Genomic DNA, 14,099 nt, shown 5'->3' with positions numbered 1-14,099 from the left:
CCCCTAGGGAGAAATCCATCCCCGAGTTTCTCCTCGCCACCGCCACCCTGCTTTGGGCGGTGGCGAGCCAGTCAGCCCCCTAGACTAGGCTATTGGACGATCAACCACGTCCTAAGCTGACTGGCCAGCGCTATAAAATGGCGACATTGTCCCCTCAATTCCTAGGAGCCGATCCGCTTGGATGCCTTGATTGAATTAGATGCGCTGCGCCTGCTGTGGGCGTTGGGGCTGATCGCGGTCGCCATTGGCCTGGCTAGTTGGGAGCAATTGGGGGTGCAGGGCACCCTTGCGATCGCAACCCTGCGCACGGTACTGCAATTATTTCTGGTGGGTTATTTCCTGGCGGTGGTGTTTGCCTGGCGCAATCCCTGGGCGGTGCTGGCGGTGCTGCTGGTGATGCTGACAGTAGCCGCCCTGGTGGCCCGCAATCGCATCAGCAAGACCCTGCCCCGGCTATTGCCCCTGCTCTGGAGTTCCCTGTTGGCCACCACCGCCCTCACCCTGACCTATACCAGCTGGGTCGTGATTCGACCCGAGACCTGGTACGAGCCTCGCTATGTGATTCCCCTGGCCGGCATTATCTTGGGCAACGCCATGACTGCCGCCGCCATTGCCGGCGACCGGCTGCTCAGCACCCTGCAGTCTAGCCGCATCGAGATCGAAACCCACCTGAGCTTAGGGGCCACCCCCACCCAGGCCATCCATCGCTACCGGCGCGAGGCCATCAAGGCCGGCCTGATTCCCACGGTCAACTCCATGATGGTGGTGGGCATCGTCAAACTGCCCGGCATCATCACCGGCCAGCTCTTAAGCGGCATCGATCCCCTCAATGCCGCCGTCTATCAAATGCTGATCATGTTTATGTTGGCCTTCTCCACCCTGCTGACCGGGGTCTTGGTGACCCGGGGCATCAGCCGTCAGTGCTTCAATGCTGCCGCCCAGTTAACCCTGCCCTAGCTATCCCTGATTTTTCACAAACCCGCCCAGGTCTGGGCGATAGCGGGCGATGAACCCTTCCTCCGCGTCATAGAGATCGATGGGCTGCTGGCTTTGGTTGCCCAGGCTGATGATCTGCTCCATCAGGGTCTGGCCAGCGGCAATGGTTGCGGCAGATACCCCCGTATCCACTCGGTTGGCGGGCGGGGTGATGGTCTGGGAGATCACCCGGTCATAGCCCTGGGCCAGGATCAGCCGCACTTGGTTCTGGTCGGTGCTGTATTGGCAGGGGGCTGGAGACCCAGCACAGAGGCGGGCCAGGTCGGCTTCCATTTGCCGCAGGGCCACGGCCCGGGCCAGTTGCCCTCGGGCCTGGGTCAGGGCTTGGCGATACTGGGCCACCAGGCTGCTGCCATCCTCGGCCAGGGAGCTGCTGTTGGGCACGGCCTGAGCTTCAGCAACGGCTCGCTCCCAGGAGGTGACGGCCAGGGTCCACTGATGCTGTTGCTCATAGCTGCGGGCCTGCTGGGCCGCTTCCATGGCCTGGCGATAGCCCTGGTCGGCCAGTTGTTCTTGGGCGATGCGATCGCGAATCTGGCTCAACTGCTGCTCATAGCGGCTCAGCAGGGGTTGGGCCTCGCTGTAGGCCTGTGTTCCCTGAGGAATTAAACGCAGAGAGCGCAGGGCATTCTGCCATTCCCGCTCAGCCAGTTGCACCGCCCCCAGAGACTGGGAGGTCTCCGTGTGATGGTTGGCCAATTCGGCACTCTCCAGGGCCGCATTCAAATTGGCCTGGGCCGCCTCTTCCGTGTCGATGCGGCCTTGAATGGTGGCGTGGTTGCGGCGATACTCCCTCAGTTTATCCGCCGCCAACTCCGCCAACGGACTGTCCGGGGCCACCTGTTCTAGGTAATTAATCGCCTGTCGCCAGAGAATGCTCACCTCTACCCAGCGTTGCACTGGATGGGGCGGATTCTGACTCTTCTGAGCCGCCTCGGTGGCCTTCTGTTGGGCTTGAATGATCCAATCCAGGGCCTGCCAGGGGGCTTGAAACTCGGCCAACTGATCCTGGGCCGCCCCATAGTGGGGAGACCAACGCGGGATTGGCTGTAACAGAGCCATGGCTTGGTCTAGGTCAGCCTGGGCCTGCAAGATCTCCGCCGGACCCGGGTTTTGCGCCAACGGGGCCAGAGCATCATCGGCCAGGGTCTCGGCTTGGGATAGGCGGGCGCATCCGCCCACCACACAAGGGCGACTGAGGCCATAGGCCAGGGTGCCCACCAGCACCAACCCCGCTGCCGCCAGACCATACCAACGCCAGGGCGGTGTCTGGGCAGTCGGTTCTGAGCTGGAATCAGCAGCTGCCTCAGATGGCTCTGGCGGGGATATTTCTGGAGCTGGGGCGCTGACCGCCGCAGCTTCTGCAGCTTCTGCAGCCGCGGGGGCATCTGCCGGTTCAGCCGCTGTGGCCGCCGCCGCCGCCTCTGGAGCAACCGAGGGCTCCTCAATCGCCGTCTCTGCCGCTGCTGACTCGGTAGGTTGGACCAACTCGCTCAAGGCCGCATCAGGACTCCAGTGAAATCTCTGGCTGGCGTAGGGTTTTGCCTCTCCCTGCTGCCGCAGATAGAGTCGCACCGGCAAGGCCTGGTCTGGGGCTGCTATCGTCACCGGCAACGCTTCGGCTTCCAGCACGTCTTGCACAGCCTGCTGTAGTCGAGTCAGCAGGGTAGCCTGAGGCAGCTCGACCGCTGCAGGCCGATCTAATAGGACCAGGAGTTCCCCCTGACGCAGGGTGCTGCGAATGGTGACTGCAGCCAGCTCAGTGCCCCGAAACCGCTGCCGTACCTGCTGGGTCAGCATCGCTAAGAAGTTGGGGGCAGGAGACGTAGAGGCAGCCATGGGGAATCACTGAGTTCAACGGCCTAGACCAAAACAAGTTGGCGTCACTGAGTATGCTAGTGCAAGACCGCAAATCTGGAACGTTTTGGGGCCATGGACATTCTCATTGTTGAAGACGAAGCCGATATCGCCCAGTTGATTCAGCTCTATCTGGAGAAGGAGGGCTTCACCTGCCAGGTTTGCCGCGATGGTCTCTCGGCCCTGGAGCGATACCGGCAGCAGCCCCCGGATTTGATCGTCTTGGACCTGATGCTACCAGGCATCGATGGCCTGGAGGTATGTGCTCGCATTCGTCAACAGCCGGGGCCTCAGGATCCTTACATCTTGATGCTGACGGCTAAGGGCGAAGAGATCGATCGCATCATCGGCCTGTCTACGGGGGCCGATGACTATTTAGTCAAACCCTTTAGCCCTCGAGAATTGGTGGCCCGGGTGCGGGCGCTGCTGCGGCGTAGTCTGCGACAGGCGGGGCGGGACTCGCGGGTCTATCGCACCGCTCACTTTACCCTCGATCTGGACCAGCATCAGGCCCAGCGTCATCTCAATGGCGAGTCAGAGCCTCCCCTGGACTTAACCAACCTAGAGTTCGATCTGTTGGCCAGCTTCCTCAGTTATCCTGGCCGGGTCTGGAGTCGGGAGCAGTTGATCCAACGGCTGTGGGGGGATGATTTCTTCGGGGATGAGCGAGTAGTCGATACCCATATCGCTCGCCTGCGCAAGAAGATCGAACCGGATCCCTCCCAGCCCAGTTTCATCAAGACGGTGATTGGCGTCGGCTATAAGTTTGAAGACAGCGGCTAGGGCCAATGGTGCGATCGCACCCATCGAGAGCAGGCCCCCGCAGCCTTTCCTGGCTGAATCCGCTGCGTCACTATGTCACCATTGCCCGCAGCCTCATTCTCAAGGGGGGCGGCCTAGAGGTCCTACTGCCGGAGGTGATCACCCTGCTGCTGTTTGCTGTGCTGCTGCTGGGGGGCAGCATCCACCGCTCTGACCTGATTGGGGAATTGGCCGCCAGAGGTCTGCCTACATTGGGACTGCTTGAGGGTTGGGACCGCCCCGCCCCGCAATTGCGTGTAGCACTTGTCTGGGTATATCGCGTCTCGAAAAGTTAAACACCTCTCCCTGCTATAGCAATATCAAGAGCCCTGTGGTTCATCTGTGGTGTCGATCGAATCTAAATGCTGCCTCAAAATCTGCCGGACCCGAATGCAATCTTGCAGGGCTTGGTAGGCAATCTCCCGAGTTGCGGCCATGCCGGGATACCGGAACTCCACAGCATAGACAGTCAAAGCATCTAGAGTGGGGCGCAAGCCAGTCCAGTCAGGTTTGATAGGTAGAAGCAAATTCAAGAGTGAAGCGAGATCATGGGTTTTGCTAAACGCAATATTAGCCTCTTGTAAGCAAGCTTTTAGATATTTCTCTATGCACTGCTGGCTATGAAAGCAAACCGCATCATATAGCAACCCTAAATGAGTTTAGAATGGGTAGTATATAAATATCATCAAGCTGTCAATACAGTTGTACTCATGAATAGTTTTCAATTAGAACACCAACAAAAAGTAGATAATCGTGCTATTCTATCAGACTTTATAAGTAGTAATCCTGATTCAAGAGAGCTTAAGCGAGCATTGGCTGTAAAAATGGCATTGGAGGGTGAGCCATATTTTAAGATTACCAAATTTCTGGGAATAAACAAGTCTTTTATTACATATTGGAAGAACAGATTCGAAGCACAAGGCATTGAAGGTATTAAACTCGGCTACCAAGGATCAAAAAGTTACCTAACCCCAGATGATCGTACAGAAATTATCTCGTGGCTGAGAACCAGAAACTACTGGAACTTTGATGAATTAGTTTCATATTTAGATGAACATTATGATGTGATTTACAAGTCTAAGCAAAGCTACTATACACTTTTTTCGGAAGCAGGTATTAGTTGGAAGAAATCTCAAAAAACCAACCCGAAATCTGATCCAGCTCTAGTCAAAAAAAAAGAGAAGAAATCCAAGGATTTATCCGTCAAAACCAGTTCAAAATTGAGTCTGGGGAATTGATTGTACTTTTTTTGGATGAGTGTCATCTCCTTTGGGGTGATGTTTGTGGATATGTCTGGGGCAAGACAGATATGCGAATCGAAATCCCTATTACAAACGAGAGAATCAGGCAAACATATTATGGCGCATTAAACTATCAAACAAAAGAATTTATTTTGCATCCTTACGAGAAAGGGAATGGAGAGAATACAGTTGCTTTTATGAAGTACTTGCAGGAACAAAATCCTGGGAAGCAAATCGCATTAATTTGGGATGGCGCTAGTTATCATAAGTCACAAGAGATCAAAGATTTTTTAGCTACAGTCAATCATGGGAAGGAAGAGACAGAATGGCAATTCAAATGTATTCTATTTGCACCCAATTCACCAGAACAAAATCCAGTGGAAGATGTTTGGTTACAAGCCAAAAATTCATTGAGAAGATTTTGGAGGTTGTGTCGTTCTTTCCCCGCTGTAAAGTATCTGTTTGAGTTCTTTATAGATCATCAAAAGTTCGATTTTTCTAAAATAGAAGAATATTCACCTTGTTCATAAATCAACTGGGATTGCTATAGTTAGGTGTTTGGGTGACTTGTGATTCACGCTGGGCCGTTGCAAAATCGGCTTCGGCCTTGTTAATCCATTCTTGAATGATGGGCTTCATAGAGAACCTGACCATTGTTCAAGATGTCTTGAATGAAAAAATCTCCCATCTCCAAACGCTGTTGAATTTGCTCAGGAGTTCTGGCAATAAGATCTAGCGGAAAAGTGGCAGGAACGCGTTGCCGAATTTCAATGGCCTTGTGCACAGGTAATTCTTCAAAGGGCAAAATCACCAGTAAATCAACATCGGAATTTTTATTTGGTTCTCCACAGGCATAAGATCCAAACAAAATAATTCGCTCTGGTTCAAATCTTTCAGCGATCTGTTGACTAAAGGCTTGAATTTGGCTGAAAGGAATCATGTCAAGTACCTAACGCTTTCCATCATGACTTCTCCCTCCTCAACGGTTGATAGGATTATGGTGAATCTTAACGTGGTATGGGGATACCGCTTAGGTGCGACGCTCGCACCGATTGAGAGCAAGGCCCCCTGCTTTCGCAGCCTTTCCTGTTCGTAGCCTTTCCTGGCTGCATCTGCTGCGCCACTATGTCACCATCGCCCGCAGCCTGATTCTCCAGGGAGTCGGCCTAGGGGTGCTGCTGCCAGAGAGCACTGACGTGATCAAGGCTACCTACTGGGGTCCCCCAACTCGACGGGGGAATACTACACCCCTCGGGCAGTGACCCAGGGCATTGTGGAGCTGGGGGACAGGCGGGATAAGCTGAAGTTTAAGGTGCCTAGAGCGGCAGGCGTAGGAGGTTAGCGACACAATGGTGACGACAATTGCAGTGACCCAAGCCATCACCACCCTGCGGGAAGCCCACGAACGCTTCAACCTGAGCCGGGCAACGGATGAGCCGTTTTGTGCCGAATGGCGTGACACCCTGCCGCAGCTAACGGCGGTGGAAGTGGCGGAGCTGGACCATCTGAGAGACCGCTACCTCTACTACCTGGAAGACGGCGAAATCAGCGAGGGGACGGCGAACATCATCATGGTGTCGCCGCTGCTGGATACCCTGGGCCTGTGCGACCCCCCTTACCGCATTCGGGGCGAACAGTGGATGCGCTTGGCCCTGGAAACAGACACAGAGGAAGGCCCCACGGTGCTGGAGGGGCGCATTGATGCCCTGACCCTGCAGGACAACCTCTGGCTGGTGGTGTTAGTATGCCAGGGGACATAGGCCAACGCTACTACAGGGTCAGTTGCTCAATCGAGACCGTCTGCACCATCACCACACCTCTATCCCAGTTCTAAGACACTAGTTCACGGCGTTGGCGTTAGGTTGCCAGCCGCCAATGGTCGTAGTCATCGCTCTGAAAGGTCTAAGCATTTAGAAGATCTCTGGAAACAAAATTACCCATTTTATGGGCTGTTACCCAAGGGTGCAGGCCCTGCGCTCAAGGCATTTTCTTTCCCAGAATTCTCCTTAGGCGTCGCTGCACCCACCGGCGCATCAGTTCCACAGTAAAGGCATAGCGCCCGGCTGCGGTGGCATGAATCACATCGTGGGAGATCAAGGTTGCAAGCGCAGCCTCGACTTGCTGGTGGGCCAGGCCAGTGGCCTCAACCAGCTCCGAGACAGAGAGATCGCGTTGGCAAAGCTGGAACAAAATCTCGGGCTGCCCCGCAAGGCTGCTGTCTTCCGCCTGGCGCCAGATCCCGGTGAAGTAAGCCCCCCCATCTTGGAAAAACTCCGGAGACTGAATGACGGCCTGTAGATCGGCCATGGCGATGGGGCGGTTGGGGTCCTGCCCGGCTTCAAACACCTGATGGTTAAACTGTGCCACCAAATTTTGGCCGATCAGCTGCACCAGGTAGGGTTGCCCCGCGGTCAGCCGCACGATTTCGTCGAGGGTGTCTTGGGTATAGTCGAGGGGAAAATCTAGGCAGGGTTGGGTCAGTAGTCGCCGGGTAGCGGGGGGCGTCAGAAAGCTGACCTTGCGAGGCTTGATGCTGCCAAACAGCGGGTTCCAATAGTCGCGGGTTTTCTTGCCCATGCGGCGATGGCCGTACAGCAGCACCGAGTCCGTCTGCCCTGGTCGCAGTCACAGTTCCTCTAGCTCCCGCAAAATCTCCTCGCGCCCCACGAATAACTCCCCCGAGACCGGGTTGCCAGCGACGTAGGGATTGGCCATCGGCTCGGCGATAGCCAGCTGGCCTAATTCACCAAGTCTTTTCCATTAAACACGCCTGGTCGGTGGATGTCCGTCCACACCCCATGGGTCTCTGCAGCGAGTTGCCAATCCTTGACAGGTTGGCCGACAACGGTGAGTTGGAGGGCTGATGGGTTGCTGTGACGGGTACATGCTTTAAGGTAACGCCGACACCTTCGATGCGATCGCCGTCACCTTCGATGCGATCGCTGCATCCTTTAGTGTGAGCCGTGCATCCTTTAGTAGGATGACTCAATCGTTTATATACTCAATGCACACCGGCCGAGTCAGAACGAGTAGGTCGATGTCGGACTCGTCGGTATCTTGCCCGGAGACGTTGGAGCCGTAGAGGATCACCTGCTCTACCGGAAACTGATTGGGCAGTAGTTCAATGGCTGCCTCGATGGCGGGGCGATCGTTGTCTTGCAGCGGCAGATCGGCGCTGGTTGGCATGATAGCCGGAGATGAGGGTTAATCCCTAGTTGCGATCGCAGCGAAAGGCAGATGGAAAAACGAACGGAGAGCTGTGCTTGATTTAGCTACGTGAAGGTATCCCACTGGGCGGTGACCTGAGCTGCCGCGCGTCCCACCATTTCAGCTTCGGAGGCAGCAAATAAGGAATCCCAGTCATACACGACACAATTGGAGAGCCCCCCGAATTTCCTGTCCCAGGTCTTCCCAGGCCAAGCCATCGACGAGCGTTGCGATCTGCTGATGCGATCGCGGCCCGGTAATCGTTGCCAGGTCCGCTCACCATTCACCCTGGAATTCGGCGTTGAGTAGGTCACAAAGCGGCAGCAGTTCAGCCATTGCTCTTGATGGCATTGTTGTTCAGAGTGTATTCTCCCAGCTGCTTGCGGATCAAGCTTCGTGCTGTGCCTTCCTGGCCAGAGGGAGGTGGGGGGATCTTCGGGCTGTACTACACCCGATTGAAATTTTTTGTAAGTCAATGTCGTGAGTGATGGACCTGACTGCGTGAGTGGGGGAACTGGGTTCGCCAGTGGGGGAACTGGGTTCGCCAGTGGGGGAACTGGGTTCGCTAGCAGTGGAACTGGGTTCGTGAGTGGTGAAGCTGGGTTCGTGGCTGGGGGAATTGGGTTCGTGGCTGGGGGAATTGGGTTCGCCAGCGGTGAAGCTGGGTTCGCCAGTGGGGGAACTGGGTTCGCTAGCAGTGGAACTGGGTTCGTGAGTGGTGAAGCTGGGTTCGTGGCTGGGGGAATTGGGTTCACCAGTGGGGGAACTGACTGGGGAGTGTTCAGCAAACTGGGTTCGACCAGCCTGGAACCCTTGATTTTCCGTGCCCAGAACCGAAGGTTACACAGAAATCAGAACACTCTCTAGCTGCCTGCGGATCGTACTGTACTGCATAGTTCATGAACGCTATCATCCCAGACGAGCTATAACCTCCTCTGAAGAAAGGGGAGTGGTTTCGCCTGAGGCACGTCTTTCTCGGATTTTGGTGAGTTCCTCCTTGAATTCAGGCTTGAGAGATTTACCCTCATCGGAATCAATCAATATTTCCTGGAGAACCTCTGCCAGAGTCTCTCGAATTAAGAGTTTGAATTCGTCAATTGTCAAGTCTTTGATTGTTTTCATGACCTAAGTTCCTGGTACAGCAATTCGGTTCATTTTCTATGGATTGGCTCACTCTATATCAGGCTGGATAGACGTAACTGGTCACCGCAATAGTAGAGGCTTAATGAGAAAGCCTCTGACGACCCAGACTTATCCTGGTAACAGAACAGGAGGCGAGCACCCTGACGCGGCGAGGAGCTCAAAGAGCTGGTCTACCGCGTTTTCACCCTGACGGCGCATCGATTCGAGGAAGCTGACCATCATCGCCACGAGCTGAGCCCCCCACTCACTGCGGGCACCGCCACTGACGTTGCGATGAATCACCACCGGCCGTAGGCCTCGCTCCGCATCATTGTTGTCCGGGTTAACCTCAGGCTGAGAGAGAAAGGTAAACCAGTCTGAGCAATAGCGACGAAACCGGTTGCTCAAGGCTTGAGAATCAGCGGTCCAACGCCCGTTGGGGGGGTGCTCAAGCACATGGGCTAATTCTGCCTCGACAATCGGCCGCAGCGCTTGGAGTTCGCCGAGACTGAATTGACCCCAATGATAGTCCCGGTGGGCCTGCTGAGCGGTCTGAATAATCGGCAAGATGCGCTGGGCGAACTCTCGATTTTCCGGGAAGCGAGAGATTGTCAATGCCTTTAAGTCCCGCTCAATGTGGGCCCAGCATTTCTGCTTGGCGGCGGCCGATTGCGGCCCGTAGGCGGACCAGCAGTCGCTGCTGAGGACGCCCGCAAACTCGCCTCCCAAAAGCGCGTTGACTTCTGCCGAACTGCGGGTAGGGGCAAAGAACAGCACACAGCACTCGGGGGCGGTGGCAATCCACAGCCAATGATTCACCCCGTTCAAGCGATAACTGGTCTCATCGACACAGCGCACCCCCGGCTGTTGAATCCAGCTCCACCAGTGCTCATAGGCCGGTTGTAAGGCCTCGCAAAACCACTGATGCAGCTTCGCCAAACTCCCCTGAGACATCGGAATCCCGAAGATACTCTCGACCACATAGCGCTGTTTTGACCACGATAAGTTGCCGCCATACCCCAGCCAACCCACCACACTACTCAAGCGGCCGCCATAGCTAAACCCCTCCCGGCATCCCAGCGGCAAGTCCTGATAGCCTTGCCACTCGCAGGCGGGACACCGATACAACGGTCGCTCGTACTCCCAAATCTCGACGAGCTCTGGCACTAATTCGGCCACTTGCTGTCGCTTTGTCCCTTGGGGTTGGCGCTCCACTGCACCGCCGCAGATCGGGCAACTCTGCATGTCGAGTAACACGCTGTGGTCAATCCAACCAAAGCCATGGCGGGTCGTGTCAGGGTGGTTGTATTTGGGGCCTCGTTTTCGCTGAGGCTTTTGCTGATCCCGCTTCGGTTTCTTGGGGCCATCAGAGGATGGCGGCTGTGAGCTGGTTTCACTGGTCCGCCGGGTTAGCTTCCTGAGCTTCTCGCTCAGGGTCGATCTCGGAGAGGGTTGGCTCTGGCTGCGGTGGCTTTTTCATGTCCTCTACTCTACCGACTTTTGCCTGTTTCGCAACTGGCGGGTCTTGTTGCGGTGACTAATTACTTGAAAGCTATTGGCGATCGATCAGCTCATAATAGACGATACAATGCTGTTCGTGCTGATTTAGAAAAAATCCGCTTGGGAGTGCGTTTAGCAGTAGACGAGTTAATTCAACTGGCGGAGTTGAGACGTTAAGTTCCTTTTACGCCTTTATTACTCCTGCGGTTGTCCGTAAGGATTAAGAAGACTTCTACACATGGAATTTGAATGGAATCCAGACAAAGCAGGACTAAACATTGAGAAGCATGGTGTTTCCTTCCGGGAAGCTGCAACCGTATTTAATGACCCCCTATCTGTAACCTTTCCTGATCCTGATCATTCCATCGGAGAAAACCGTTACGTTATCATTGGTGTATCTCGGGTTGGGCAACTTTTGGTTGTTGCACATACCGACCGAGGAGAAAAAGTACCAATCATAAGTGCCCGAAAAGCAACCCGACAGGAGAGGAGGTTTTATGAAGAAGGAATTTGAGAATGAAATGGAAGATGAATTACGTTCTGAGTACGACTTTTCTCAAATGCAGGGAGGTATTAGGGGTAAGTATGTTGAGCGATATCGCACAGGAACAAATTTAGTGCTTCTAGATCCCGATGTCGCTCAAGCCTTTCCTAATGATGCAGCAGTAAACGAGGCACTACGTCTTTTGATGCAGGTTGCTCAGCGCCAGCAGCCCAACACTGCGGTGCAGCGGACGGAATAAAAGTTGTTGGTAGGACTCAAAACTAATAGCCACCACTGACCTTCACCGTTATGCAGCAAATGGTCTATTTGACTCCTTTAAAGGGGTTTGAGGCTTTTGACATCAATTCTCCGAAACCCTTATTAAGCAAGGCTTCTATTTGTCGATCACCTCTCGAGAGACTAGTGCCTAGATCAGTCGCGATATCGGCCCAACTCCAGGGAACTGCGGGCACCTCATACCGGACTCGGCTCAGAGCCGCAAACTGTTGCGTGGCTTGGGGGGGAGGAATAATGTCTCGCACCCAGTCAGGCGCAAATCCTTGCAGGTAAGGCGTTTCCCCTTGCAGCGCAGGCTGAGTAGCCGTGCACAGCACTACCGTGACCCGATACCCTGGTTGACTGACAAAAGATTCTGCATTGGGCGCGGAAACCGCGCCCTTACCAGATTTCGGATGCTGTAGGGGGCAGGTTCCCTGACCCTTTGGATAGTCTGGGTTCTAGCGGGTTTTGTCAGTCAATGAGCCCAACACCAGCGACGGTTTTGTTGGGTTATGCTAGCGCTCCACCCAACCTACCAAAGCATGAGGTTTTCACAGGTTTTGTCAGTCAACCAGGTGATTAGGATCAGCCAACCATGTTTTTGCCCATTCTTTTATCTTCTTTTTTTCTTTTCTCTGCTCTATTCTCCAAATTGCCTTGGGTACTTTAAGTAGGTAAACCGTAGGAGTATATTGCAATGTCTGTAAATCGGATTAGTTCGGCACTGTCTGACAGCGATCGCACAGAAGTCATGGAGTTAATCGCGCAGATTAACCAGAAGCTTTTGTTCTTGATCGACGTGGGACCAGAGGAACGGCGGGGCATGGCCAAGCTGGGAGCCCGAAATCGGGAATTTACCCAGAAGGTGCTAGAGATTGCGACTCAGACCCCCGACTTTTTGCCCCGCTCGTTTGATCTCGAGGAAATGCGGCGAGACTTTGAGCTGTTTGAGGCGCTGCAGCCGATGCTGCTGGCGCTGACGCGGCTGCGGGAGTTGATGGATGATACGGCGGTCGCCGCCGGTGATGAGGCTTATCGGGCAGCGCTGGAGGTGTATCGCTACGCTAAGGCGAATGGCAATGTGGCGGGGTTGGATGATCTGATTGATGAGATGGGGCAGCGGTTTGCCCATCAGGGGAGTCGGGGGCGATCGGCAGCGGCTGAGCCCGCGTCTGTCGGTTAGGATGTTACACGACCTCTGAATTAACTCTCCGGAATAGGCTGGCTTGGCGTTTAGCGAGGCCAGCTTTGTGTTTGGGAGCTTCCTTAGTGGGGGAATAATGACCGCCTCATAACCCCCAATGTGTTCAATCAGCCATCAGTTCCTAGACGTTTACGTATCCCACAGGATACGATCGCGCCATGATTGAGATTCGCCAGGCCCAGACTTACATGGAGTGGGTCAAGGCGTCTCAGAACTACGGATTAACTATGGCCCAGAGTATCGGGTGTATTTCATCCAACGTGGCGAGACCTTAGTCATCCTTTTAGCAGAAGGCGATAACAAGACTCAAAAACGCGATATTAAAGCAGCCTTGGAACTAGCGAAAAAGGTATAGGAGAGCCACGATGACCAAACTACAAACCTATCCTTGGGATGCGTCCGACCATCTAGAAACCCAGGAAGATATCATTGCCTATTTGCAAGCAGCGCTAGAAGAAGACGATCCCAGCCTTGTGACAGCGGCGTTAGGCGATATTGCGCGTTCTAAAGGCATGACCCAGCTCGCCCAGGCAACCGGATTAGGGCGTGAAAGTCTTTATAAAGCCCTATCGAGGGAAGGTAACCCAGAGTTTGCCACTGTGCTTAAGGTTTTGCGAGCCTTAGGCTTACGTTTGCAAGTTGTCGCGGTTGCTGTTCAAGAGGGCTAAAAATGACAACTGATTGGCAAGACCCCTTAGTAGAAAAGCAGGTGACCTACCAGATCGCATAGATACCGAGTTCCCATAACTACCCAGTAAGCCATCGTCGCCCTATTCGCCCCCACCAGCGCCATGACATACACCCCAACACAAACCCTCACCGTCGACGAATTCCTTACCCAATACGGCGATAATCCCCGCTACGAATTGGCCGATGGAGAACTGATTGATATGGAACCGACTGGCCCCCATGAAACCGTTGGCGGCAAGCTCGCTACCCACATCGGCATGGCGATTACCCAGGCTAGCCAGCCCTGGTTTATTCCCCGTACCTGTCTGATTCAACCCTTCGCCGATACCGCCACAGCCCGTCGGCCTGATATTGTCGTGCTTGATGAAACGGCCCTGGCCAATGAACTGCTTTGGCAACGGCAGCCTGTCATTACCCTTGGCCACTCCATCAAACTAGTGGTCGAAGTCGTCAGCAGCAATTGGGAAACCGACTACGCCCGCAAAGTCGAAGAATATGCCCTGTTTGGCATTCCCGAATATTGGATCGTGGATTATCGCGGCATCGGCGGCATCGCCTTTATCGGCAAACCCAAACAACCCACCTTCACCGTCTGCCAACTAGCAGGTGATGAGTACAACCAGCATCAATACCGACTGGGTGAGGCGATCGCGTCGGCACTACTCCCCAATTTGCAGCTTCGGTTAGACGATATTCTGCCGCTGTACTAAACACCGTT

Annotated in this window: 19 protein-coding genes and 2 pseudogenes; 12 read left to right on the top strand and 9 right to left on the bottom strand. The window is 54.5% G+C overall.

The features are described from left to right. Window positions 1–177: 177 nt before the first annotated feature. The gene (locus XM38_RS17095; protein ID WP_080810957.1) at window positions 178–957 is read left to right on the top strand and encodes an ABC transporter permease; all 780 of its coding nucleotides are present in this window, start codon (window positions 178–180) and stop codon (window positions 955–957) included. Here XM38_RS17095 and XM38_RS17090 read toward each other — a convergent pair whose 3' ends face one another. After that, window positions 958–2,835, bottom strand: coding sequence for a hypothetical protein (locus XM38_RS17090; RefSeq protein ID WP_088430502.1), 1,878 nt, complete (start codon window positions 2,833–2,835; stop codon window positions 958–960). Between the two features lie 93 nt (window positions 2,836–2,928). Between XM38_RS17090 and XM38_RS17085 the strand changes: the two genes are divergently transcribed. Both XM38_RS17085 and XM38_RS26075 read left to right on the top strand, forming a co-directional pair. Beyond that, complete coding sequence (locus XM38_RS17085; protein WP_080806583.1) at window positions 2,929–3,636, top strand: response regulator transcription factor; 708 nt, start codon at window positions 2,929–2,931, stop codon at window positions 3,634–3,636. 5 nt (window positions 3,637–3,641) lie between these two features. Beyond that, on the top strand, window positions 3,642–3,950 hold the full coding sequence (locus XM38_RS26075; RefSeq protein ID WP_187329444.1) for a hypothetical protein: 309 nt from the start codon (window positions 3,642–3,644) through the stop codon (window positions 3,948–3,950). 24 nt (window positions 3,951–3,974) lie between these two features. On the opposite strand, the gene XM38_RS17075 is transcribed toward XM38_RS26075, so the two are convergent. Then, window positions 3,975–4,301 (bottom strand): HEPN domain-containing protein, encoded by a 327-nt coding sequence (locus XM38_RS17075; protein WP_080810949.1) that lies wholly within the window; start codon window positions 4,299–4,301, stop codon window positions 3,975–3,977. A gap of 63 nt (window positions 4,302–4,364) precedes the next feature. On the opposite strand from XM38_RS17075, the gene XM38_RS29085 reads away from it, so the two are divergent. Then, window positions 4,365–5,425, top strand: a protein-coding gene (locus tag XM38_RS29085; RefSeq protein WP_088431532.1) for an IS630 family transposase whose coding sequence is annotated in 2 segments (ribosomal slippage) — window positions 4,365–4,827 and window positions 4,827–5,425 — 1,062 coding nt in all. Because the reading frame shifts where the segments join, the coding sequence is not laid out codon by codon here. 80 nt (window positions 5,426–5,505) lie between these two features. Here XM38_RS29085 and XM38_RS17060 read toward each other — a convergent pair. Beyond that, on the bottom strand, window positions 5,506–5,835 hold the full coding sequence (locus XM38_RS17060) for a nucleotidyltransferase domain-containing protein (RefSeq protein WP_080806586.1): 330 nt from the start codon (window positions 5,833–5,835) through the stop codon (window positions 5,506–5,508). Window positions 5,836–5,929: 94 nt separating this feature from the next. On the opposite strand from XM38_RS17060, the gene XM38_RS17055 reads away from it, so the two are divergent. After that, window positions 5,930–6,157, top strand: a complete 228-nt coding sequence (locus tag XM38_RS17055) for a hypothetical protein (protein ID WP_137455153.1) — start codon at window positions 5,930–5,932, stop codon at window positions 6,155–6,157. A gap of 87 nt (window positions 6,158–6,244) precedes the next feature. Next, the gene (locus XM38_RS17050; RefSeq protein ID WP_080806589.1) at window positions 6,245–6,655 is read left to right on the top strand and encodes a hypothetical protein; all 411 of its coding nucleotides are present in this window, start codon (window positions 6,245–6,247) and stop codon (window positions 6,653–6,655) included. A 217-nt stretch (window positions 6,656–6,872) separates the two neighbouring features. Here the strand turns inward: XM38_RS17050 and XM38_RS17045 are convergent, their stop codons facing one another. The 6 genes and pseudogenes from XM38_RS17045 to tnpC form a co-directional block, all read right to left on the bottom strand. Then, on the bottom strand, window positions 6,873–7,496 hold the full coding sequence (locus tag XM38_RS17045) for a hypothetical protein (protein WP_080806591.1): 624 nt from the start codon (window positions 7,494–7,496) through the stop codon (window positions 6,873–6,875). Between the two features lie 142 nt (window positions 7,497–7,638). Continuing rightward, window positions 7,639–7,884, bottom strand: coding sequence for a hypothetical protein (locus tag XM38_RS17040; RefSeq protein WP_137455152.1), 246 nt, complete (start codon window positions 7,882–7,884; stop codon window positions 7,639–7,641). Further along, window positions 7,881–8,081 carry a nucleotidyltransferase domain-containing protein gene (locus XM38_RS17035; RefSeq protein ID WP_080806593.1) on the bottom strand — a complete coding sequence of 67 codons (201 nt, stop codon included), beginning with the start codon at window positions 8,079–8,081 and terminating at the stop codon, window positions 7,881–7,883. Before XM38_RS17035 ends, XM38_RS17040 begins: the two co-directional genes overlap by 4 nt. Window positions 8,082–8,167: 86 nt before the next feature. Continuing rightward, window positions 8,168–8,416 carry a hypothetical protein gene (locus XM38_RS17030; RefSeq protein WP_137455151.1) on the bottom strand — a complete coding sequence of 83 codons (249 nt, stop codon included), beginning with the start codon at window positions 8,414–8,416 and terminating at the stop codon, window positions 8,168–8,170. A gap of 595 nt (window positions 8,417–9,011) precedes the next feature. Next, on the bottom strand, window positions 9,012–9,224 hold the full coding sequence (locus tag XM38_RS17025; protein WP_080806597.1) for a hypothetical protein: 213 nt from the start codon (window positions 9,222–9,224) through the stop codon (window positions 9,012–9,014). Window positions 9,225–9,353: 129 nt separating this feature from the next. After that, window positions 9,354–10,658: pseudogene (tnpC, locus tag XM38_RS17020) on the bottom strand (IS66 family transposase); the annotation flags it as partial. A gap of 304 nt (window positions 10,659–10,962) precedes the next feature. Here tnpC and XM38_RS17010 point away from each other — a divergent pair. The 6 genes and pseudogenes from XM38_RS17010 to XM38_RS16985 all read left to right on the top strand — a co-directional run bounded on the left by XM38_RS17010 (window position 10,963) and on the right by XM38_RS16985 (window position 14,091). Continuing rightward, window positions 10,963–11,238, top strand: a complete 276-nt coding sequence (locus XM38_RS17010; protein ID WP_080806598.1) for a BrnT family toxin — start codon at window positions 10,963–10,965, stop codon at window positions 11,236–11,238. Then, the gene (locus XM38_RS17005; RefSeq protein ID WP_080806600.1) at window positions 11,222–11,467 is read left to right on the top strand and encodes a hypothetical protein; all 246 of its coding nucleotides are present in this window, start codon (window positions 11,222–11,224) and stop codon (window positions 11,465–11,467) included. The genes XM38_RS17010 and XM38_RS17005 overlap by 17 nt, the downstream gene beginning before the upstream one ends. Before the next feature lie 717 nt (window positions 11,468–12,184). After that, window positions 12,185–12,670 (top strand): hypothetical protein, encoded by a 486-nt coding sequence (locus XM38_RS17000; RefSeq protein WP_080806604.1) that lies wholly within the window; start codon window positions 12,185–12,187, stop codon window positions 12,668–12,670. Between the two features lie 190 nt (window positions 12,671–12,860). Further along, window positions 12,861–13,046 (top strand): annotated as a pseudogene (locus XM38_RS16995) (type II toxin-antitoxin system RelE/ParE family toxin); the annotation flags it as partial. 10 nt (window positions 13,047–13,056) lie between these two features. Beyond that, on the top strand, window positions 13,057–13,359 hold the full coding sequence (locus tag XM38_RS16990; RefSeq protein WP_080806608.1) for an addiction module antidote protein: 303 nt from the start codon (window positions 13,057–13,059) through the stop codon (window positions 13,357–13,359). Between the two features lie 123 nt (window positions 13,360–13,482). Continuing rightward, entirely contained in the window at window positions 13,483–14,091 is a 609-nt protein-coding gene (locus XM38_RS16985; protein WP_080806610.1) for a Uma2 family endonuclease, read from the top strand. The last annotated feature ends 8 nt before the right edge of the window (window positions 14,092–14,099 follow it).

The sequence above is a fragment of the Halomicronema hongdechloris C2206 genome (assembly GCF_002075285.3).
Lineage (GTDB): Bacteria > Cyanobacteriota > Cyanobacteriia > Phormidesmidales > Phormidesmidaceae > Halomicronema_B > Halomicronema_B hongdechloris.
Note: the sequence above shows the minus strand (reverse complement) of the source record. Positions and strands in the feature narration are given on the sequence as shown.